A 22,198-nucleotide genomic window follows, 5' to 3' on the forward strand; every position below is an offset into this window, starting at 1 on the left:
GGAACGTCCCACATCCACCGGGCGAAGCGAGACCTAACAATCCCGGCCGAGTCCGGGTAAATAGCACAGCCCTCGCGTGGCCGCGTTTATCCGCGCCCGGGGGCTTGAGGAGAATACGTGGCCGACACGCAGTCGCCGGACGAACTGAACAACAGCAGTTCGGCGCAAGAGTTTCCGCACAAGATGCGAGTGCATGCACTGGCAAGACTTCTGGGGCTGAGTAGCCGCGAAGTGCTGGTGCACCTGGCCGACATGGGGATTGCAGCTCGCAGCCCCCAGTCGAGCATCGTGCGAAGTACAGCCATAGCTGTTCGCGACAAGATCGCTGCTGGTGAAGGCGCCGAACCGGCGGATTCCGACGTAGCGGTCGAAACCGCGGACGCATCCACCCCGGCACCCGAACCCCAGGCGCCGGCAGCTGACGTCCCGGTCGCCGAACCCGAGGCCCCGGTCGCTGAGCCCGCGGCCCCGGTCGCCGAACCGGACGCCCCGGTTGTCGAGGCACAGGTCCCGGTCGTCGAACCCGAGGTCGCGGCTGTAGAAGCCGACGCCGTTGCCGAATCTGCGCCCCCCGAGGCGCGGGTACGTGCGCCCCGGGCATCCCGCAAGAAAGCGGCCGAGCCGCTCAATCTGTTCTCCGCAGTCGATGAGGACACTGCACCCGCAGTGGAGCGTCCCGCAGTGGAGCGGCCCACGTCGGCAGCCGAACATGCCGGATCTCCGCTGTTCTTGTCCGCCGAACCGGCCGCAGCTGCTCAATCAGAGCAGGACCGGGATGAGTCGGACTCCGATACTGATTCCGATGACGACGATGGTGATGGTGGCTCGCGCCGGCGTCGTCGTGGCCGTCGAGGACGTGGCCGCGGGCGCGGTGAAATCGCATCGGCGGATGGAACCGACGAGGACAGTGCCGACGCGCACACCGCTGCTGAGCCGGATACAGAGGAATCGGATGTCGAGACCTCTGACGCCGCCGACTCCGAGGACGAGAAGACCGACTCGGACAAGCCCGAGGTCAGGAGCGGTAACCGCCGCAAGCGCAGCCGGTCGAAGAAGCCCAGGGTCGACGCCGAGGCGGATCAGACCACGACCGCATCCGGTACCGAGACCTCGCGCTCCGACGATGACACCGCCGACGACAAGGCCGATTCCGCAGTGGAATCGTCTGCAGACGATCTGGAAGGCTCAGATGACCGGGCGACCGGTGAGTCGAAGGAGTCGGACTCCGACGACTCGGACGAGTCCGGCGAGGCGGGTTCTGCCAACCGTCGTCGCCGTCGGCGTCGCCGTCGTAAGGGTGGCGAGGGTGGCGAGGGTGATGACACCACCACCACAGACGATCCGCCGAATACGGTTGTGCACGAGCGCGAACCCCGCAACAAGTCGCGTAGCCGCGATCGCGATGAGGTGCAGGGTATTTCCGGTTCGACGCGGCTCGAGGCCAAGCGTCAGCGTCGCCGGGACGGTCGTGACGCCGGTCGTCGCCGTCCGCCGATCCTGAGCGAGTCCGAGTTCCTGGCACGCCGGGAATCGGTTGATCGCGTGATGGTCGTGCGGGAACGTTCCGGTGTTGCCGCGACCGTGACCCACGAGGCGCACGGCGACAACTCGTCCTCGGACGCATCGCAGGCGACCCGTGACTACACGCAGGTCGCAGTCCTGGAAGACGGCGTTCTGGTGGAGCACTTCGTGACCACCTCGAACTCGTCGTCGATGGTCGGCAACATCTACCTCGGACGGGTACAGAACGTCCTGCCCGGCATGGAAGCAGCCTTCGTCGACATCGGTCGCGGCCGCAACGGTGTTCTCTACGCCGGTGAGGTCAACTGGGACGCCGCCGGTCTCGATGGCGGTTCGCGAAAGATCGAACAGGCACTTCGGCCCGGCGACCCGGTCCTGGTGCAGGTCAGCAAAGATCCGGTGGGGCACAAGGGTGCACGCCTGACCACTCAGATTTCTCTGGCCGGTCGCTACCTGGTGTACGTGCCCGGTGGCGGATCGACCGGGATCAGCCGCAAGCTGCCCGACACCGAGCGCAAGCGACTGAAGCAGATCCTCGGCAAGATCGTCCCCGACGACGCCGGCGTGATCATCCGCACCGCGTCCGAGGGCGTCGCTGCCGACGAACTGACCCGCGACATCGAGCGTCTGCAGCAGCAGTGGGAGACCATCAACGCCGCGACGCCTGCGGCGAGCAAGTCGAAGTCGACTGCACCCCAGGCCCTGTACGAAGAGCCGGATTTGCTGGTCAAGGTTGTCCGCGACCTGTTCAACGAAGACTTCAAGAAGTTGATCGTCGAGGGTAACGGCGCCTGGAACGAGGTCGAGGGCTACGTCCGTGGCGTCGCACCTGATCTCCTGGATCGTGTCGAGCGTTTCGAAAAGCCGCATGCGGACTCGCCCGACGTCTTCGACGTGTACCGAATCGACGAGCAGCTGGCAAAGGCGTTGGACCGCAAGGTCTGGCTGCCGTCCGGCGGCACGCTGATCATCGAGCACACCGAGGCCATGACGGTGGTGGACGTCAACACCGGCAAGTTCACCGGTTCCGGCGGAAACCTCGAAGAGACGGTGACCCGCAACAACCTGGAAGCTGCCGAGGAGATCGTGCGGCAGATGCGGTTGCGTGACATCGGCGGCATGATCGTCGTCGACTTCATCGACATGGTCCTCGAATCGAATCGGGATCTGGTGCTGCGCAGGCTCACCGAGGCCCTGGGACGGGATCGCACCCGGCACCAGGTGTCGGAGGTGACGTCGCTCGGACTGGTGCAGATGACGCGTAAGCGTCTGGGCACCGGACTGCTCGAGGCGTTCTCGACCACCTGTACCTGTTGCAATGGTCGTGGGATCATCGTGCACGCGAACCCGGTCGAGATATCCAACGGCGGCGACGACTCGAGCCGTGGTGGCAGTGATTCGAAGCGCCCGCGCCGAAATCGTCGGGGCAGCAAGCCGGATCAGCCGGTCGCCGCGCAGGTCGTCGAGACGAAGCCGACCGCCCACAGTCCGGCCGAACATCCGATGTTCCGGGCGATGGCGAGTCATAACCCGGACACCGATACCGAAACCCATGACGCGCAAGCCGATTCGGGTGCATACGACACGGTGACGTCGTCGGCTGCGGTGGAATCACCGGCGGTCGAGGACACCGCTGTGGTTCCGGAACCACAGACCGAGCCGAAGGCTCCGGAAATCGCTGCCCCCCAGGTTGCGAAGAGAGGGTCGAGGCGCGCGCCGAAATCGATCGTTGTCACCGCAGACAAGGTCGATGAGCCCCCGGTGACGGATGTCACGGTTGCCGAAACCCTGGTGCCGGCAACGAAGGTCGACACCACGGCCGCGGCAGACGACGACTCCTCGTCGCATGCCGCACAAGCACCGACCGGGCACACGACGCCACCCAAGCGTCGGCGCGCGGTACGGCGCAAGCCTGCAGTATCTTCGGCTCCGTCGCAGCCTGCGGTGGTTGTCGAAGCTGCTCCGGCCACACCCGTCACCACGTCGGGTCCGGTGGGAGCGACCACAGAACCGGCGGTTGCCGTGCGTCGCAAACCGCGCCGCCGTGCGGCCGGACGACCGGCAGGACCGCCGGTCGAAGATTGAAAGACGTCCCGATATGGGAGCTGGTTTGACCTGGTCGGCCAGACTCCCGTAACCTTGCAAAGTCGCCATTCGGCGGACGGATAGCGCTGTGCCCGATGCAGCGCCCGGCCGGATCGGCAACGGGCAAGAGCCCGAATGAACCACGACAGACAGTTAGAGGTAGCTCTCCGATGGCAACGTACGCGATCGTCAAGACCGGCGGTAAGCAGTACAAGGTCGCTGAAGGCGATCTGGTGAAGGTCGAGAAGATTGACAGCAAGCTCGGTGAAACCGTCTCGCTGCCCGTGACGCTTGTCGTCAACGGCGCTGATCTGACCACTGACGCTGACAAGCTGGCGAAGATCTCGGTGACAACCGAGGTCGTCGAGCATGTCAAGGGTCCGAAGATCAAGATCCACAAGTTCAAGAACAAGACCGGCTACCACAAGCGCCAGGGGCACCGTCAGAAGCTGACGGTTCTCAAGGTCACCGGTATCAAGTAAACCAAGCCCACACACTTCTCAGGAGAACAGTCATGGCACATAAGAAGGGTGCATCCAGCTCGCGCAACGGGCGCGATTCGAATGCCCAGCGACTCGGTGTGAAGCGCTTCGGTGGCCAGCAGGTCAGCGCCGGCGAGATCATCGTTCGTCAGCGCGGCACGCACTTCCACCCCGGCATCAACGTCGGACGTGGCGGCGACGACACTCTGTTCGCTCTCTCTGCAGGTGCGGTCGAGTTCGGTGCCAAGCGCGGCCGCAAGACCGTCAATATCGTTCCGGAGCCTGTGCAGGCCTGATCCGGCGCAGCCAGCTTCACAAAGCTATAGCTCCTAAGGGGCGGGCAGGGTCACTCGATCCGGTCCGCCCCTTAGAAATTTCCTAACTCTCGCAAGGTGAAAAATGTCTAGATTTGTTGACCGCGTGACGATTCACGCGACCGCGGGCAACGGCGGCCACGGCTGCTCCTCTGTTCATCGCGAGAAGTTCAAGCCCCTCGGTGGTCCTGACGGCGGTAACGGTGGCAACGGCGGCGACGTGACCCTAGTGGTCGACTCGCAGGTCCACACGTTGCTCGACTTCCACTTCCACCCGCATGCCAAGGCAGGCAACGGCCGACCCGGTGCCGGTGCCAATCGCGATGGCGCAAAGGGCGAACCGCTGATTTTGCCGGTCCCGGACGGCACGATGGTCCTCGGCCCCGACGGCAAGCTCTTGGCCGACCTCGTGGGGGAGGGCACTACATTTGCCGCCGCCTCCGGTGGACGTGGCGGTCTCGGAAACGCCTCGCTCGCCTCCAAGGCGCGCAAGGCCCCCGGCTTCGCCCTCCTCGGTGAAGAGGGTGAGATCCGCGAGCTGGTGCTCGAACTGAAGTCGGTCGCCGACGTCGGACTGGTCGGCTTCCCGTCGGCAGGCAAATCGTCGCTGGTCTCGGTGCTCTCGTCAGCAAAGCCGAAGATCGCTGATTATCCGTTCACGACGCTGCGACCCAACCTGGGTGTGGTCAACAGCGGTTCGGACATCTTCACGATCGCCGACGTCCCGGGCCTGATCCCCGGCGCCTCGGAAGGTCGCGGACTCGGACTCGATTTCCTACGCCACATCGAGCGTTGCGCGGTACTCGCGCACGTGGTCGACTGTGCGACCCTCGAACCCGGTCGTGACCCGATCACCGACATCGATGTGCTCGAAGCCGAACTGGCCGCCTATCAGCCGGTTCTGAAGTCTGACACCGGTCTCGGCGATCTCGCGAGCCGACCGCGCGTGGTGATCCTCAACAAGATCGACGTGCCCGATGCCCTTGAACTCGCCGAGTTGATCAAACCTGAACTCGAACAGCGTGGCTGGCCGGTCTTCATGATCTCGGCTGTCACCCACAAGGGCCTCAAAGAACTCACGTACGCACTTGCCGACCAGGTGCGGCAGTACCGGATCGATAACCCGAAGCCGGTTGCCCGTCGACCGGTGATCCGCCCGATCGCCACCGACGACAACGGATTCTCGGTGATCGCCGATCCGGACGAGCCCGGCGGCTTCATCGTCCGCGGTACGCGGCCGGAGCGCTGGATCAAGCAGACGCAGTTCGGGAACGACGAGGCGGTTGGCTACCTCGCCGACCGACTCAGTCGACTCGGTGTGGAGGCGGAACTGGTCAAACAGGGTGCCGAGGCCGGATGCGTCGTCACCATCGGCGACGTCTCGTTCGAATGGGAGCCGCAAGTTGCTGTGGCCGAAGACTTCCCGATGAGTGGTCGTGGGTCGGATATCCGACTCGACCGCCCCGACCGGATCGGAGCCGCCGACCGTAAGATCGCCCGGCGCCTGCGCCGCGGCCTCGAAGTGGAACTCGAGGATCCGGACGAGTCGTGACCAGCGTTACCCGGCAACAGATCACCGGTGCCCGCAGCATCGTCGTGAAGATCGGCTCGTCCGCGCTCACCGAGTTGACGACGGGCCTGGACGTCGGTCGGCTCGACGCGCTTGCTGACGCACTCGAAGCGCGGATGCGCGCGGGATCGGACGTCATCGTGGTGTCGTCCGGTGCCATCGGTGCGGGTATTGCGCCGCTGGGTCTGAAGGTTCGGCCCAAAGATCTGGCGACCAAACAGGCGGCCGCCAGCGTCGGTCAGCTCGCGCTGGCGCACGCCTGGAACACGTCCTTCGGCCGCTACGGCCGGACGGTCGGGCAGGTGTTGCTGACCGCGCATGACGTCTCGCTGCGCGCTCACCACGCCAATGCACAACGGACACTTGATCGGTTGCGCTCGCTGGGTGCGGTGGCGATCGTCAACGAGAACGACACCGTCGCAACCAACGAGATCCGGTTCGGCGACAACGACCGGCTTGCCGCACTGGTGGCGCATCTGGCCGGGGCGGATGCCCTGGTCCTGCTGTCGGATGTCGACGGACTCTACGACGGTGACCCGCGCAAGGGGGACGCCACGTTCATCCCCGAGGTCGGCGGACCCGAAGACCTCGACGGTGTCATCGCGGGTAGCGGTGGCGCACTCGGTACCGGAGGGATGGCTTCAAAGCTCTCGGCGGCCCGGTTGGCAGCGGACGCCGGACTCCCGGTCTTGCTGGCGGCAGCGGCCGATGCATCCGCTGCACTGACCGATGCCTCGGTGGGTACAGCGTTCGCGCCGCGCCCCCAACGCCTCTCGGCCCGCAAGTTCTGGGTTCGGCATGCCGCAGAGGCCACCGGTCGCCTGATCCTCGATGACGGGGCGATACGCGCTGTCGCCCGCTCGCGGCATTCGTTGCTGGCAGCGGGCATCGTCGCCATCAAGGGGCGCTTCTACAACGGTGATGTGGTCGATCTCGCGGATCAGAACGGGCAGACCCGGGCACGGGGCGTCGTTGCCTACGATGCCGGGGAAGTGGCCCAGATGATCGGGAGATCAACGTCAGACCTACCTGCGGACTTTCGCAGGCCGGTGGTTCATGCCGACGATCTGGTGGCGCTGTAGAGGTTGTCCTGGTCCTGGCTCAACACCTCGAGTACCTGTGAGCAGGAGCCGTCGATCTTGAGTGTGGCAATCTCGTCGCCGCGGGTAGACCCGCGGTTGACGATGTAGATGGGTGTGCCGCTGCGCCAGGCCCGCCGAACAAAACGCAGACCACTCATCACCGTCAGTGAAGATCCGAGTACCAGCAACGCGTCTGCGTCGTCGACCATCGCAAAGCCTTGCTCGACAATACTTTTCGGCACGCTTTCACCGAAGTAGACGATGTCGGGTTTCAGGATTCCGCCACAGGCCGGACAGTCGACCATGATGAAGTCGGCGGTGTCGGCGACCACGACATCGGCATCCGGAGCCACTTCGATGGCGCCCCGGCCACGGATGCGGGTCACATACGCGGCGTTGTGAGGTTCGAGCAGATCTGCGAGCCGATGGCGGGACATCACGTGCGCGCAGCTCAGACAGCGGACTCGACCGTAGCTCCCGTGGAGGTCGAGCACGGCCCGGTTCCCGGCCTTGAGATGCAGCATGTCCACGTTCTGGGTAATGATGCCGCTGATCCGGCCGTCTCGCTCCAGGGCGGCGAGCGCGCGGTGTCCGGCGTTGGGGAGCGCGGCATCCATGTGCCGCCAGCCGATGTGATTGCGGGCCCAGTAATGACGGCGGAATTGTGGCGAACTCAGGAACATCTCGATGGTCATCGGCGTCCGGGCCGGGGCATCCGGACTGCGGTAGTCGGGGATACCGGAATCGGTCGACATGCCGGCCCCGGTCAGCACGAGTGCGCGCTTGCCTGCGAGCTGATGACGGAGTTGCTGCATCCGCGCAGGGAGGTCGGTGTCGGGATCGGTGGGCTCTGCAGGTGCCCACTGCACCGGGCGGGTTCGCACGACGTCCAGGGTACCGGTGGGTTGTGTGTGCCCGCCGCGGTGCGATATCCCCAACGCAAAACTCGGCACCCCATGCACTGGGGTGCCGAGTTCTTCTTGCTCCGGTCCGGCCGACGAGGACACCGAAGCCTCCGGGCAACTGGCGCATCGCACGTGCACCAGACAGCGCTACCCGGCGAGGTCCCGGAGGCGGCGGGTCTGCGCGTGGCCGAACCGCGTCAGGCGCCGACGGCGACCAGCGGGTAGACGCCGTTCTCGTCGTGGGTCTCATTGCCGACGACGGGCGGGTTGAAGACGCACAGCATGCGCATCTGCGTATCGGCGGTGACGGTATGGCGCTCGTTACCGTTGAGCAGATACATCGAGCCGGGGCCGAGCGGATACTTCTCGCCGGTCTCTCGGTCGAGAAGTGTTCCCTCGCCCTCGATCAACCAGACGGCTTCCACATGGTTGGCGTAGTGGAACTCATTGTCCGTTCCGGCCTTGATGGTGGTCTCGTGGAACGAGAAGCCGACCAGGTCGCCGCCGAGAACGATGCGCTTGGAGCGCCAGTTCCCGTTGTCGGCGGTGATGTCGCGGTCAGTGTCGGTGATGTCCTGCGTCGTGCGCACAATCATTCGAAAACCTTTCTGTTGCAGTGGAGTTCGTCAGAACTCAGGAGTAGAGAATGTCTGTGGTCGCCTGGGCGAGAATTGCCAGACCCTGATCGAGCTCGGCGTTGGTGATCGTCAGCGGCGGCAGCAGCTTCACAACCTGATCGGACGGTCCTGCCGTTTCGACCAGCAGGCCACGGTCGTAGGCGAGAGCGCAGACCTTGGCGGCCTTGTCGGCATCATCGAACACCAGACCCTGGACCATGCCGCGACCGCGGGTGCTGATGCCCTTGTGCGTGCTGCACAGCGAGATGAACGCATCACGGATCCGTTCGCCCTTGGCCAGCGTCTCCTTCTCGAAGGTGTCGTCGGACCAATAGTGCTCGATGGCCTTCGTGGCGGTGACAAACGCGGGGTTGTTGCCGCGGAACGTGCCGTTGTGCTCGCCGGGTGCCCACACATCGAGGTGCGGCTTGAACAGTGTCAGGGCCATCGGCAGTCCGTAACCGCCGATCGACTTCGACAGTGTGACGATGTCGGGCACGATGCCGGCCTCCTCGAACGAGAAGAACGCTCCGGTACGGCCGCAACCCATCTGGACGTCGTCGACGATCAGCAGGATTTCGCGACGCTTACAGAGCTCGGACAAGGCCCGGAGCCATTCCGGGCGGGCGACATTGACGCCACCCTCACCCTGCACGGTTTCGACGATGACCGCGGCCGGACGGTTGAGTCCACTGCCCGAGTCGTCCAGGACGCGCTCGAACCAGCTGAAGTCCTCGACCACGCCGTCGAAGTAGTTGTCGAAGGGCATGGGAGTGGCATGCACCAGCGGGATGCCTGCGCCGGCACGCTTCATCGAGTTGCCCGTCACGGAAAGGGCCCCGAGGGTCATGCCGTGAAAAGCATTGGTGAAGTTGATGATCGACGTTCGTCCGGTGACCTTGCGGGCAAGTTTCAGCGCACTCTCGACAGCGTTCGTGCCGGTGGGGCCGGGGAACTGGACCTTGTAGTCGAGTCCGCGGGGGACCAGGATCTTGTCCTGAAATGCCTGCAGGAACTCACCTTTGGCCGTGGTCGACATGTCCAGCCCGTGGGTGATGCCGTCGTTTTCGATGTACTCGAGCAGGGCGGCCTTCAGCAGGGGATTGTTGTGCCCGTAGTTCAAAGCGCCTGCGCCGCCGAAGAAATCGAGATACTGGTTGCCATCACGGTCGGTGACCCAAACGCCCTTGGCGCTTGTGAAGATCGCGGGCCATGCACGGCTGTAGCTGCGGACCTCGGACTCGCGGGTCTCGAAGATGTTGGCCGAAAAGGTTTCTTGCATTGAGGCAGTCATGTTTCCTCCGATGGGTGCGAAAAGTGCCCGTTTCTCTCACCTGAACGCGTCAGGGAGAACAGGTCGGTTTCGAACTGAGCTGGGAGTGCTGGCTGAACTGGCGGGCGGGTCGATCCCGGCTTCCGCCTTGGTGTGCGGCGTTTGCTACGCCGTAGGCCGCTCTTGTGAGGCGGGTGGATGGATCGTGGGGGTCAGCGTCGCGGTGCGACGATGTACAGATCCTCTTGCTCGTGATTGTCCGGAAAATCGTTGGCCGAGAACAGATCTTCGCGTCGGATGCTCATCTCACGGCGATCGGCCAGACCTTGGAACAATGCTTGCGAGGCGTCGTTGTCTGGACTGATGGTGGTGTGCAATGTCGTGATTCCGCGCGGTTCGAGTCGATCCATCAACTGGGCCAACATCTTTCCGGCCAATCCGAGTCCCCGCTGGTCGGCGTCGACGGCAACTTGCCAGACCATCACGACGTCGGGCAATTCGGGACGTAGATAGCCTGTCACGAAACCGACGATTTCACCGTGGACTTCGGCGACAACTGATGTCTGGGCGAAATCCTGACACCACAAAACGTAAGCGTAACTCGAGTTCAGATCGAGAACTTTTGAGTCACGGGCGATTTCCCAGAGCCGGACTCCGTCAGAAACCTTTGGTGAACGAAATGCCACCGCGTCCGGCGCGGAGGTTAGGGTAGCGCTGATCTGAGTTGGGCTCATATCGAATTTCAAGTTAACAAGGCGTCACATCGATGTCACCCACCCAGCGAGATTGGTGCGAAAAGCACCCTACAAACGGCTGATCACCACCTGTTTGTGAGGTGCCTCACAAAATCTTGTCTTCCGAAACTGTTTGCGCTGCATCCCCCGATTTCCGGGTCCGTTGCCGTGACGGGAGAATGGACGCCATGACCCGCATCATCGCAGGCGCTGCCCGCGGTCGGCGCCTGACGGTTCCGGCCGTCGGCACCCGCCCGACGACCGACCAGGTACGTGAGTCGGTTTTCAATATCCTGAGCAATCGGATCGACTTCTCCGGGCTCGTGGTCCTCGACCTCTTTGCCGGATCAGGCGCCTTGGGCCTCGAAGCGCTCTCACGCGGAGCCGCGTCGGCGATTCTTGTCGAATCCGACGCCAAGGCCGCCAAAGTGATCGGTGGGAACATCACGTCCTCGGGCCTGTCCGGCGCCCGCCTCGTCCGCAGGCGCGTGGCCGACCATCTGCGTGCGGGTGCGCCGGTGGCAGACCTGGCGTTCGCCGACCCTCCGTATGACCTACCCGACGAACAGGTCACCGAGATGCTCACCCTGTTGGCCGCGGGGCCGCTGGCTCCCGGGGGTCTGGTGGTGCTCGAACGGTCGGTGCGCAGTGCGGACACCGACTGGCCAGAGGTATTCGGCCATCCGGAGGTCCGCAAGTATGGGGAGACCCGGATCGAAATGGCCGAACTCGGTTGAGTGGACGCGTGCCGCGGGCTGCTAACTTTGCTGTCATGTCCGGAGCCGTCTGTCCAGGATCGTTCGACCCCGTCACCTCGGGGCATCTTTATGTCTTCGAGCGTGCCGCGGCCCGATTCGACGAGTTGATCATCACTGTGACGATCAACCCGAACAAGCGGGGCCTGTTCACAGTTGACGAAAGGCTCGAATTGCTGCGGAAGGTGACCGCGCACCTGCCGAACGTCCGCATCGAGAGTTGGCAGGGATTGCTGGTCGATCATGTGCGTGAGCAGGGTTTCGACACCATCGTGAAGGGCCTGCGCGGTGCTGTGGACTTCGAATACGAACTGCCGATGGCGCAGATGAATCGTGATCTCACCGGCGTCGAGACCGTGTTCATGCTCACGGACCCCCGCCTGGCACATGTGTCGAGCTCTCTGGTGAAGGAAGTGGCGAAACTGGGTGGGTCGGTCCGCGACTTCTTGCCGCCCGTCGTGCACGAACAGCTGCTCGCAAAGTTGTCCTCCGGCCGCTGAGGTCGCGGTGGCCGTCCCTCGTTGTCGCGGTGAATGGCGACCACTCGGGGGTTTCGGCCGAGCATTCGGCCTACTCTGGACCCCGACACACCGGCCTGGGTTGCGTCGTCACAGCCGCAACATTGGGCACACTAGTCACAGAAATAACACAAACCACCGATCGCAACACGATGAGTGCGTGCCAACCCGGCACGACCGTCAGGGTTTGCGGCGAGGAGTGAGGTAGCTGTGTACCGGGTATTCGAAGCGCTGGACGAATTGGGTGCGATCGTCGAAGAAGCACGCAGTGTTCCGATGACGGCGGGTTGCGTTGTTCCTCGGGGCGACGTGCTGGAACTGCTCGACGACGTCAAGGACGCCATTCCCGGCGACCTCGACGACGCGCAGGATGTGCTCGATCAGCGCGACAAACTGCTGGGCGATGCGCGTCTGCATGCCGACACCATGGTCGGGGAGGCAACCGCCGAAGCGGATTCGTCGCTGGCTCATGCGCGCGCGGAAGCCGACCGGATCCTGGCCGAGGCGAAGTCGCATGCCGACCGCATGGTCGCCGAGGCGCAGTCGCACTCCGGCCAGATGCTGGCCGATGCCACCGCCGAGTCCGAGCGTTTGGCCGCTGCCGCGAGCCGTGAATACGAATCGGTGACCGGGCGGGCGCATGCCGAGGCCGAGCGGATGATCGAATCCGGCAACGCCAACTACGAACGTTCCATCGCCGAGGGCATCGCCGAACAGCAGCGACTGGTCTCCGAGACCGAGGTCGTGCAGGCCGCTCGCTCCGAGTCCGAGCGGATCATCGACGCGGCGCATGCCGAGTCCGATCGTCTTCGCGGCGAATGTGATGTCTACGTCGACAACAAGCTGGCCGAGTTCGAGGAATTGCTGACCGGCACGATCCGCTCGGTGAATCGTGGGCGCCAGCAACTACGTACCGGTGCCGGCGTGCACGACTACGCAGAGCACGTCCGCCGCGGCGATTTCGGTACCGGAATGGCCGTCTGAACCAGCGCATACACCGGATCTGAATCCCGGTTATGTCGGGATTGTCGAATGCGGCTATCCGAGGCGTATCGTGGTTCCTTGTGTCAGCTCGCGAAGGCAGTTCAATACGTCAATCCCATCCCGTAGATGGCCCGTTCTCCCTGGACATCCGTAGTTTGGGTAGACGGGCCGGTTCGATGCGGGAGGTACATCGGGCCATCACCGATGGGCCGCGTATCGGTCTGGATATGATCGCCATCCCGGCAGGCAGTGATGTGGATCTCGACCTCCGCCTGGAGGCCGTCTCCGAGGGCGTTCTGGTCACCGGCTGCGTGAGCGGCGAGACCGAAGGTCAGTGTGTCCGTTGTCTGGAGCCCATCTCCGGCACCGTGAGCGTCTTCCTGACCGAGCTGTACGTCTATCCGGACAGCGCCACCGATACGACGACCGACGCCGACGAGATGCATCGCATCGCCGACGACAAGATCGATCTGGAACAGGCGATCATCGACGCGGTTGCGCTCGACCTGCCAGGGACCCCGGTGTGTAGCGAGGACTGCCAGGGTCTGTGCCCCGAATGTGGCGTGCGGCTCGCAGTGACCGAAGCCGGTCATCGCCACGACAAGATCGACCCACGCTGGGCCGGCTTGGCAGCAAAGTTTGCCGAGGATCCAGAGTCGAAACAGTGACAGAAACCGTCGGGTCAGGTGTGAACGCTCCGGCCGATCATGGCGATCTGCTGGCAGCGGTGAACGTTTCGTTGTCCGATGAAATGTTGGAACTGGCTCTGACGCATCGCTCCTACGCATATGAACACGGTCGGCTCCCGACCAACGAGCGCCTCGAGTTCCTCGGGGACTCAGTGCTCGGTGTTGTTGTCACAGAACACCTTTACCGCACCCATCCCGATCGCGCCGAAGGTGAACTCGCAAAGATCCGCGCCAGCGTGGTCAACATGCACGCACTGGCCGATGTCGCGCGCGGTCTGGGTCCGGGAGGTCTGGGGGCCCACCTTCGCCTCGGCAAGGGTGAAGAGATGACCGGCGGCCGCGACAAGGCGAGCATCCTGGCGGACGGTATGGAGGCACTGATCGGTGCCATCCACCTCGAACTGGGGCTGGAAACCGCGCGCACCACCGTGCTGGCGCTCTTCTCGTCTGCGCTGAGCCGGTCGGCAGCGCTGGGAGCAGGCCTCGACTGGAAGACGTCGTTGCAGGAGCTCACGGCCGAAAAGGCTCTCGGGGTGCCGGTGTACCAGATCACGTCCACCGGTCCGGACCACTGCAAGGAGTTCACCGCGACGGTTCTCGTCGGCGATGAACCATTGGGTTCCGGGGTCGGGAAGACCAAGAAAGAGGCCGAACAGTTGGCCGCATCGACTGCCTGGAAAGCGATTTCCGGGACAGGAGAAGATGCCTGAACTGCCTGAGGTCGAGGTGGTACGCCGCGGCCTCGCCGATCACGTTGTCGGCCGGCGCATCACCTCGGTCGAGGTCCTGCATCCGCGTGCGGTTCGCAGACACCTCGGTGGCGCGCTCGATCTGATCGGAATGCTCGCAGGCGCAACCGTCACCGGCGCACGCCGACGCGGCAAATATCTTTGGCTGGAAGCCGATCCACTCGGCGGCGCAGATCCGTTGGCAGTTGTTGTGCACCTCGGGATGAGTGGGCAGATGCTGGTTCAGCCGGCCGGTGCCGTCGACGAGGTCCACTTGCGGATCAGGGCCACGCTCGACAACGGAACCGAACTGCGATTTGTCGATCAGCGCACATTCGGTGGCTGGATGGTCGACGATCTGATCGCTGCCCCGACGATCGGTGATCCCACCCTCGGCCCGTCGTCGATCGCGCACATCGCGCCGGATCCCTTTGCCGCAGAATATGATCCGGATGCCGTGGTCCGGGTGCTCAAACGCAAGCACACCGAGATCAAGAGGGCGATACTCGACCAGACCGTCGTGTCGGGCGTTGGCAACATCTATGCCGATGAAGCCCTGTGGCGCAGTCGGGTTCACGGCCTGCGGCTCACGGACAAGCTCACCGCAAAGGCGTTGCGGTCGGTACTGGACAACGCCGCAGAGGTGATGGCGCAAGCACTCGAACAGGGTGGGACGTCATTTGATGCCTTGTACGTCAACGTCAATGGGCAATCCGGTTACTTCGAACGGTCCCTGAATGCGTATGGGCGGGAAGGCGAACCCTGTCGTCGGTGCGGCGCGATCATGCGTCGCGAGCAATTCATGAACCGCAGTTCATTCAGCTGTCCTCGCTGCCAGATCCGGCCCCAGGGGTGAACTGGTGGTCATTGCCCTCGAGGTTCGCCAATAGCACCACGGTCACCATCCCACATCGGTTAGCGACCTAAGGTGCTGCGCTATTGAATGGGGCTGAACGTGGCGGAGACGCGATCGCGGTAGCCAGCCTTTGGTAGGCATCGTCGATTTCTGCGCTTATATAGAGTGCCGGAGCTGGAGAAGGTCTGCCACCTGATTGCGGGGCGGGAAGGGACTCGGCTTCAGGCGATACCGGTCTTTGAGGTTTAGCCACGTTGGATCAGGGGGCTGAGGGCATGGTGCCGGCGGTGGCAGATAACGTTGTCCGCTGGGAAGTGGAGTCTGTCCGCCAGCGTGGCTTCGTGCGCAGGCAGTCGACCGCAGCCCGGCGTCAGATTTCCCGAAGCATGATCCGAAGGATTCCCGCGTTGCCGAACAATTCCATCAACCACGCTCGGATCGTTTCTATGATTTGGGGCATCGCTGACGATGTCCTTCGAGATCTGTACGTGCGTGGGAAATACAGGGACGTGATCTTGCCGTTCACTGTGCTGCGGCGCCTCGACAGCGTGCTGGAGCGCACTCGCGACGAGGTCCAGCAGATGAAGGAGACTCTCGATGCCGCGGGGATCGCCAACCAGGACGGGCCGCTGCGGCAGGCGGCCGGTCAGGACTTCTACAACCACTCAGGCTTCACGTTAAAGGACCTCCGCAACACAGCGAATTCAACACGGCTGCGGCAGAACTTCGAGGCGTACCTGGACGGCTACTCGCCGAACGTGCAGGAGATTATCGACAACTTTGAGTTTCGCAACCAACTCCCGCGCCTGACCAAGGCCGATGCTCTCGGCGCGCTCATCGAGAAATTTTTACAACCCGACCTTGACCTCTCGCCGGCAGGGATCGACAACCACGGCATGGGCACCGTTTTCGAAGAATTGGTGCGGCGCTTCAATGACGAGAACAACGAAGAAGCAGGTGAGCACTGGACGCCCCGCGATGCGGTACGTCTCATGACACGGCTGATGTTCGAACCGATCGCCGACGCAATCCCATCGGGCACATACCGTCTCTACGATGGCGCGATGGGTACCGGTGGCATGCTCACGGTTGCTGAAGAGACGCTCAAACAGCTCACGGCGTCAGCGGGGAAGAAGATCTCGACACACCTCTACGGTCAGGAGATCAACGCCGAAACCTACGCGATCGCGAAGGCTGACCTGATCCTGAAGGGCGAAGGTGCTGAAGCTGACAATATCGTCGGCGGTCCGGAGTTCTCGACGTTGTCAAACGACGCCTTCGCCGGTCAGGAATTCGACTTCATGCTCTCCAACCCGCCGTACGGCAAGAGCTGGAAGACCGACCAGGATCGGCTCGGCGGAGCGAAGAAGATCATCGATCCACGTTTCGTGGTCACTCACGATGGTGACAGCGAGTATTCGCTTGTCACCCGAAGCAGCGACGGCCAGCTGATGTTCCTCGTGAACCTTATCTCGAAGATGAAACAGGACACCGAGCGCGGTTCGCGCATTGCTTCCGTTCACAACGGTTCATCACTGTTCACCGGCGACGCGGGTCAGGGCGAGAGCAACATTCGACGCTGGATCATCGAAAACGACTGGCTCGAGGCGATCGTCGCACTGCCGCTGAAGATGTTCTACAACACCGGAATCGCTACTTACGTGTGGGTGCTCTCGAACCGTAAGGAGGATCGCCGAAAAGGCAAGATCCAGCTGATCGACGCCACCGGATGGTTCACGCCGCTTCGCAAGAACCTCGGTGAGAAGGGGGTCGAGGTCGGCGTCGGCGACGCCGACAAGGTGCTCGGAGCCTTCACCGCGTTCGAGGAGTACCACGACCCCGATCACTCCAAGGTCTTCGACGGGGGCGACTTCGGCTACAGCAAGATCACCGTCGAGCGTCCTTTGCGCATCGCCGGCGTCGACCCGAACAGGGTCTATGCGGCTAAGGAGATTAAGCAACTCAAAGAGAACGGGGTACGGGACGAGTCCGCTCCGCCGATCATCAAGAAGGCCTTACCCTTTGCAGCCACACCGGATCCGCTGCACGGCCGCTGCGAGGCCGTGGTCGATGGCCGCGCCCGAGTCGTCGAGTACGAGCCCGACACGGAGCTGAGGGACACCGAGCAGGTGCCGCTCACCGAGCCCGCCGGTGACGACGCCGACGGCATCGAGGCATTCTTCCGTCGTGAGGTGGCGCCGTACGCACCCGACGCGTGGATCGACGAGTCGAAGACCAAGATCGGCTACGAGATCTCGTTCACCCGGCACTTCTACAAGCCGGCCCCGATGCGCACCCTGGCCGAGATCCAGGCCGATATTCGCGCGCTGGAAGCCGAGACCGAGGACCTGATCGCCGAGATCGCGGGAGGTGAAGCGTGAGCGAGCGCGCGAACAGCGTCGACGGCGTCGCCAAGACAGTCGCCGAGGTCCTCAAGGACAAGAAGTATTCGATCGACTACTACCAGCGCGAATACAAATGGGAAATCAAGCAGCTCGCCGAACTAGTCACTGATCTGTCGTCGAAGTTTCTCCAGCTCTACAGTGCTGATCACAAGCGCACAGCGGTCGGTGGCTACCCCGGCTATTATCTCGGCTCGATCATCGTCTCGCAGAAGGGTACCCAGCCGTTCGTCGTCGACGGGCAGCAGCGGTTGACCACGCTCACGCTGTTTCTCACCTACCTGCGACGGCTGCAGGCGGAGATCGGTACCCCCGAGGTGAAGATCGACGAGCTGATCTACTCCGAGTCGTACGGTGAGAAGTCGTTCAATCTCGATGTCGCCGACCGCAACGAGTGCATGCAGGGACTGTTCGAGCACGGTGAGTACGACGCCCCGGCCGAGGCCGTCGAATCGGTGCACACCCTGGTCGCCCGGTATGGCGAGATCGACGGGCTCTTCCCCGATGAACTCAAGGGCGACGTCCTGCCGTACTTTATCGACTGGCTCAAGGACCGGGTGCAGATCGTTCAGATCACCGCCTACAACGACGACGACGCATACGCGATCTTCGAGACGATGAACGATCGCGGACTGAAGCTCACGCCAGCCGACATGCTCAAGGGCTACCTGTTGGCGAACATCGACGACGGCGCCCCTCGCGCGAAGGCCAATGACCTATGGCGCTCTCGGATGCGCCGCCTGGACGATCTCGGCGAGGGGCTCAGCGCCGACTTCCTCAAGACCTGGCTGCGGAGCCAATACTCCACGAAGATACGTGAACGCAAAAAGGACGCGAAGCCGCAGGACTGGGACCGTATCGGCACCGAGTTCCACCGCTGGCTGCGAGGCGACGCCAAGCGGATCGGGCTCGTGTCCTCCGATGCGTTCAGCGTCTTCGTGACCCGAGACCTCGACTTCTATGCTCGCCAGTACGAGCGCATCGCGCAGGCGGAATCGGCGTTTGATCCCGTGAGCCGGCTGCGGTTCATCCGGTTCAACGCAGACCACCGCTTCACCCTGCAGGACCAGATGCTGCTCGCGCCGCTGGTGGTGGGTGACAACGTCGAGACGATCGACCGGAAACTGGAGATTGTCGGGCGCTTCATCGACATCCTGCTGGCCTGGCGGATCTGGAATTTCCGGGCCACCGACTATTCCACGATGCAGTACGCCATGGCGACGTTGATGTTCCGCCTGCGCGGGTTGACCGTGCAGGACCTGGCGCGTGAGCTGCACGGCTACCTGGACAGAGAGTCCGAAACCTTCGACTCGAATGACGATCTCTACGTGCACCAGCAGAATCGCAGTCAGCTGCACCGGATTCTCGCCCGACTTACTGATCACATCACTGTGGAATCGGGGCGGATATCGAACTATGTCGAGCTGACTGGCGGCGCAAAGGTGAAGTACGAGGTCGAGCACATCTGGTCGAACCATCCCGAACTGCACACGGACGAATTCGCACACGAGACCGACTTTGCTCGCCACCGCAATCGCATCGGTGATCTGCTCCTGCTGCCCAAGCAGCACAACGCCAGTTACGGTGACGAGGACTACCCCTCTAAGCGTCCGCGATACTTCTCGCAGAACCTGCTCGCCGCATCGCTAGACCCGCAGGCCTACGAGAAGAATCCGGGTTTCAATCGGTACGTCGCTGCCTCCGGGCTCGATTTCCGCCCGTACGACACCTTCACCGCCGCTTCGATCACCGGGCGGGGCGAACTGTATCGTGCTATCGCTAATCAGGTCTGGAACCCGGCAGATCTCTTGAGGGTCGCGGGAATTGCGGAGGCGAAGTGATGTTCCGTGATCTGCTGAGCTATCCAGAGAATCGTGCCGTCGGACTCATGTGGGCTGCATCGATCCCAGTTCACTGGAGAGTGGTGCGAGCGAAGTCCATCATGCAGGCAGTAGATGTGCGCTCGGTTTCCGGGGACGAGGAATTGCTTACGGTGTCGTCTCGGCGTGGCGTAGTTCCGCGTGCTTCTGCAACCGTCAGCATGTTCAAGGCTGAAAGCTATGTCGGGCATAAACTTTGCTGGCCGGATGATTTAGTGATAAATAGCCTTTGGGCGTGGGGTCGTGGACTTGGCGTTTCACGGAATCACGGCATCGTCAGTACGGCCTACGGCGTATATCGTCAGCGTTACGCTGTACTGGATTCGGCCTATCTAAATGAGCTCGTGCGTTCTGCGCCTTTTCAGTGGGAACTACAGGTTCGTTCACAAGGCGTCTGGAAGTCCCGCCTGCAGATGACCGACGCGCGCTGGCTCGATGCGCCAATGATCGTGCCTCCGGCAGACGAGCAGGTGGCAATCGTGAAGTACCTCGCCCACGCGAACGCCCGCATCGACAAGGCGGTCGCCGCCAAGCGCCGCCTTCTCGCTCTGCTAGACGAGCTTGCGGTGTATGCCCAGAACTCGATCGTAACGACAGCCTTTGAGGATGATGAGATCGTCTCGATAGGGCAGTCGTCGTCCTTGGTGCAGACAGGACCATTTGGTAGTCAGTTGCACGCGCATGAGTATGTCGAAGGCGGCACCCCTGTCATCAATCCTGCTCATCTCGGCGCGTCAGGAATCGTTGCAGATTCAAGGGTGGCTGTATCGACCGCGAAGGCTAAGGCGTTAGGTCGTCATCGTCTTGAGGAAGGCGACATTATTCTTGCGCGACGAGGCGACTTGGGGCGCTGCGCAGTTGTGCGTGCGGAGCAGTCTGGATGGCTGTGCGGAACCGGGAGCTTGATTGTGCGGCTACGTCCCGATCGCTGGCTCCCCGAGTACTTCCAGATCGTCTTCTCGTCGCAAGGAAATAGGGAACGACTCCAGCTCGCGAGCGTTGGATCGACGATGGCAAACCTGAACGCTTCTCAGGTCGGGCGTATGCGAATGCGCCGACCAACACTGGCCCGTCAGGAGTCTGCCGTTCGCGAAGTGCGCGGTGCACAAGCCGATCATGCTGCGCAGCGGGCGACAGTTTCGCGCGAGATCATGCTTCTCCAGGAATTCCGCACCCGATTGGTTGCTGACGTCGTCACCGGCCAGATCGACGTCCGGACGATCGCCGCGGCCCTGCCGGATGCTCCCGAGTCGGTGCTCGACCTTGTCGCCGACTCCGAGGTCGAGCTTGACGAGGTCGCGGAGGGTAGGGGCGAGTGAGCGAGCACTCCCTCTGCCGTTCACAAGAAGTGTTACGATTCAGGTAACATCATGGAGCTGCGATATGTGGACAACGAACTGGAACGCCGATGCACCGATGAGCGCCACATGCAGCGCAGGCTCGGCGTGCCGATGGCCAAGGCGCTGCGACTGCGGCTCGATGAGTTGCGCAGGGCTGAAGAATTAAGTGACCTGCTGTTCTTCTCAGGCAAATGGGAAGAGTTGAAGGGTGACCGTGCCGGACAATGGTCGGGCCGGCTGACCGCGAACTGGCGGCTCATCGTGAAGCCGGAGAACGGAACCGTCACCGTTCTGGTAGTCGAGATCGTCGACTACCACAAACGCTGACCGCACAAGGCAAGCAGCGCCAATACAAACGACCGATATGAGCTGTGAAGGGAGCGCAATCATGACCGCCCTACCGAACTATGCAGTCGCTCCTGGAGAGCACATTCAGGAGTGGCTGGACGACCACGGGATCAACGCCTCCGAACTGGCCCGTCGTCTCGGCGTGACCCCGAAGCACGTCTCGGAACTGCTCTCCGGCAAGGCGCCGCTCTCTGCGACCGTCGCCCTCGGCCTAGAGCGGGTCACCGGTATACCCGCACGAATCTGGAACAACTTCGAGGCGGGATACCGTGAAGACCTTGCGCGCCTGGCCGAAGAGGCTGAGCTCGCCGCTCAGCACGAGCACGCGAAGTGCTTCCCGTTGGCCTATCTGCGCAAGTGGAACTTCATCGCCGCTGCGGCGCGTGACAAGGCAGGGACGGTGCGCGAGCTGCTCCCGATCCTCGGGATCGGTCATCTCGACGCCTTTGATGCGACCTGGGTGCACGCCAAAGTCGCCTACCGCAAGGCGGCGTTGAACGGAGACAAGACCCATGAGCGTGCGATCTGGCTCGCACTCGGGGAGCGGCTGGCCCGAGTCGAGGAGTTGCCCGAGTTCGACAAGGCCGCGCTAGACGCAGCGATACCTCAGCTCCGGGCGCTCACAGGGAGGCCGAACCCTGTCGAGGCAATCGCCGAGGCGCAAGAGTTGCTGCGGGGTGGAGGTGTCGCGTTGTGCCTGATCCCGCCGATCCCGGGTTTCGGCGTTCACGGCGCCACCCGCTGGATCGCGGGGCATCCAGTGGTGCAGCTCTCCGTGCGCGGCAAGAAGGACGATCAGCTCTGGTTCACCCTCTTCCACGAGCTCGGACACGTGCTCCTACACGGACACAACACCGTGTTCATGCAAGGCTCCGGCGACGAAGCAGAAAAAGAGGCCGACGACTTCGCGGCGAGCACCCTCGTGCCTGTCGAATACCGAAAGCGACTGCCCTCGGGACGCAATATCGCCGCGATTCGCGATCTCGCCGACGAGCTGGGGATTGCGCCGAGCATCGTGCTCGGTCAGGCGCAGCAGATCACCGGCGACTTCGCGTGGGGTCACGAACTCAAGATCACCCTGGAATGGGAGCCGGACAACAAGCAGGGGGAGTGAC

At 63.0% G+C, this 22,198-nt stretch carries 20 protein-coding genes; 16 read left to right on the forward strand and 4 right to left on the reverse strand.

Annotated features, from left to right (window positions below; translation table 11 throughout):
• Positions 1–117 precede the first annotated feature (117 nt).
• The 5 genes from AC1TPF_RS16495 (at position 118) to proB (ending at position 7,054) form a co-directional block, all read left to right on the forward strand.
• The gene (locus tag AC1TPF_RS16495; protein WP_482144766.1) at positions 118–3,606 is read left to right on the forward strand and encodes a translation initiation factor IF-2 N-terminal domain-containing protein; all 3,489 of its coding nucleotides are present in this window, start codon (positions 118–120) and stop codon (positions 3,604–3,606) included.
• 170 nt (positions 3,607–3,776) lie between these two features.
• The gene (rplU, locus tag AC1TPF_RS16500) at positions 3,777–4,088 is read left to right on the forward strand and encodes a 50S ribosomal protein L21 (protein WP_482138947.1); all 312 of its coding nucleotides are present in this window, start codon (positions 3,777–3,779) and stop codon (positions 4,086–4,088) included.
• 32 nt (positions 4,089–4,120) lie between these two features.
• Positions 4,121–4,384, forward strand: a complete 264-nt coding sequence (gene rpmA, locus AC1TPF_RS16505) for a 50S ribosomal protein L27 (protein WP_028463135.1) — start codon at positions 4,121–4,123, stop codon at positions 4,382–4,384.
• Positions 4,385–4,487: 103 nt separating this feature from the next.
• Positions 4,488–5,954, forward strand: a complete 1,467-nt coding sequence (obgE, locus tag AC1TPF_RS16510; protein ID WP_482138949.1) for a GTPase ObgE — start codon at positions 4,488–4,490, stop codon at positions 5,952–5,954.
• The gene (proB, locus tag AC1TPF_RS16515; RefSeq protein WP_482138951.1) at positions 5,951–7,054 is read left to right on the forward strand and encodes a glutamate 5-kinase; all 1,104 of its coding nucleotides are present in this window, start codon (positions 5,951–5,953) and stop codon (positions 7,052–7,054) included. The genes obgE and proB overlap by 4 nt, the downstream gene beginning before the upstream one ends.
• Here the strand turns inward: proB and AC1TPF_RS16520 are convergent.
• From AC1TPF_RS16520 to ectA, 4 genes are all read right to left on the reverse strand, one after another.
• A complete protein-coding gene (locus AC1TPF_RS16520; RefSeq protein ID WP_482144767.1) occupies positions 7,027–7,938 on the reverse strand; it encodes a Sir2 family NAD-dependent protein deacetylase in 912 nt (303 codons plus the stop codon). The genes proB and AC1TPF_RS16520 overlap by 28 nt on opposite strands.
• Before the next feature lie 218 nt (positions 7,939–8,156).
• Positions 8,157–8,555 (reverse strand): ectoine synthase, encoded by a 399-nt coding sequence (locus AC1TPF_RS16525; protein WP_482138955.1) that lies wholly within the window; start codon positions 8,553–8,555, stop codon positions 8,157–8,159.
• A 37-nt stretch (positions 8,556–8,592) separates the two neighbouring features.
• On the reverse strand, positions 8,593–9,870 hold the full coding sequence (gene ectB / locus AC1TPF_RS16530; protein WP_482144768.1) for a diaminobutyrate--2-oxoglutarate transaminase: 1,278 nt from the start codon (positions 9,868–9,870) through the stop codon (positions 8,593–8,595).
• A 191-nt stretch (positions 9,871–10,061) separates the two neighbouring features.
• On the reverse strand, positions 10,062–10,583 hold the full coding sequence (gene ectA / locus AC1TPF_RS16535) for a diaminobutyrate acetyltransferase (RefSeq protein WP_482144769.1): 522 nt from the start codon (positions 10,581–10,583) through the stop codon (positions 10,062–10,064).
• A gap of 188 nt (positions 10,584–10,771) precedes the next feature.
• Between ectA and rsmD the strand changes: the two genes are divergently transcribed.
• The 11 genes from rsmD (at position 10,772) to AC1TPF_RS16590 (ending at position 22,197) form a co-directional block, all read left to right on the forward strand.
• On the forward strand, positions 10,772–11,320 hold the full coding sequence (gene rsmD / locus AC1TPF_RS16540) for a 16S rRNA (guanine(966)-N(2))-methyltransferase RsmD (RefSeq protein WP_482138960.1): 549 nt from the start codon (positions 10,772–10,774) through the stop codon (positions 11,318–11,320).
• A 35-nt stretch (positions 11,321–11,355) separates the two neighbouring features.
• Complete coding sequence (gene coaD, locus AC1TPF_RS16545; protein WP_482144770.1) at positions 11,356–11,838, forward strand: pantetheine-phosphate adenylyltransferase; 483 nt, start codon at positions 11,356–11,358, stop codon at positions 11,836–11,838.
• 228 nt (positions 11,839–12,066) lie between these two features.
• Positions 12,067–12,840: a DivIVA domain-containing protein gene (locus AC1TPF_RS16550; protein ID WP_482138964.1), complete on the forward strand. Its 774-nt coding sequence runs from the start codon at positions 12,067–12,069 to the stop codon at positions 12,838–12,840.
• Between the two features lie 32 nt (positions 12,841–12,872).
• Positions 12,873–13,508 carry a YceD family protein gene (locus AC1TPF_RS16555; protein WP_482138966.1) on the forward strand — a complete coding sequence of 212 codons (636 nt, stop codon included), beginning with the start codon at positions 12,873–12,875 and terminating at the stop codon, positions 13,506–13,508.
• Positions 13,505–14,239 carry a ribonuclease III gene (gene rnc / locus AC1TPF_RS16560; RefSeq protein ID WP_482138968.1) on the forward strand — a complete coding sequence of 245 codons (735 nt, stop codon included), beginning with the start codon at positions 13,505–13,507 and terminating at the stop codon, positions 14,237–14,239. Before AC1TPF_RS16555 ends, rnc begins: the two co-directional genes overlap by 4 nt.
• Positions 14,232–15,113, forward strand: coding sequence for a bifunctional DNA-formamidopyrimidine glycosylase/DNA-(apurinic or apyrimidinic site) lyase (mutM, locus tag AC1TPF_RS16565; RefSeq protein WP_482144771.1), 882 nt, complete (start codon positions 14,232–14,234; stop codon positions 15,111–15,113). Before rnc ends, mutM begins: the two co-directional genes overlap by 8 nt.
• Positions 15,114–15,367: 254 nt before the next feature.
• Positions 15,368–17,494 carry a type I restriction-modification system subunit M gene (locus AC1TPF_RS16570; protein ID WP_482144772.1) on the forward strand — a complete coding sequence of 709 codons (2,127 nt, stop codon included), beginning with the start codon at positions 15,368–15,370 and terminating at the stop codon, positions 17,492–17,494.
• Positions 17,491–19,356, forward strand: a complete 1,866-nt coding sequence (locus AC1TPF_RS16575) for a DUF262 domain-containing protein (RefSeq protein WP_482144773.1) — start codon at positions 17,491–17,493, stop codon at positions 19,354–19,356. The genes AC1TPF_RS16570 and AC1TPF_RS16575 overlap by 4 nt, the downstream gene beginning before the upstream one ends.
• Entirely contained in the window at positions 19,356–20,714 is a 1,359-nt protein-coding gene (locus tag AC1TPF_RS16580) for a restriction endonuclease subunit S domain-containing protein (RefSeq protein WP_482144774.1), read from the forward strand. The genes AC1TPF_RS16575 and AC1TPF_RS16580 overlap by 1 nt, the downstream gene beginning before the upstream one ends.
• A gap of 51 nt (positions 20,715–20,765) precedes the next feature.
• Complete coding sequence (locus AC1TPF_RS16585) at positions 20,766–21,062, forward strand: type II toxin-antitoxin system RelE/ParE family toxin (RefSeq protein WP_482144775.1); 297 nt, start codon at positions 20,766–20,768, stop codon at positions 21,060–21,062.
• A gap of 61 nt (positions 21,063–21,123) precedes the next feature.
• Positions 21,124–22,197: a helix-turn-helix domain-containing protein gene (locus AC1TPF_RS16590; protein ID WP_482144776.1), complete on the forward strand. Its 1,074-nt coding sequence runs from the start codon at positions 21,124–21,126 to the stop codon at positions 22,195–22,197.
• Position 22,198 lies beyond the last annotated feature (1 nt).

The sequence above is a fragment of the Williamsia sp. Y853 genome (assembly GCF_056786495.1).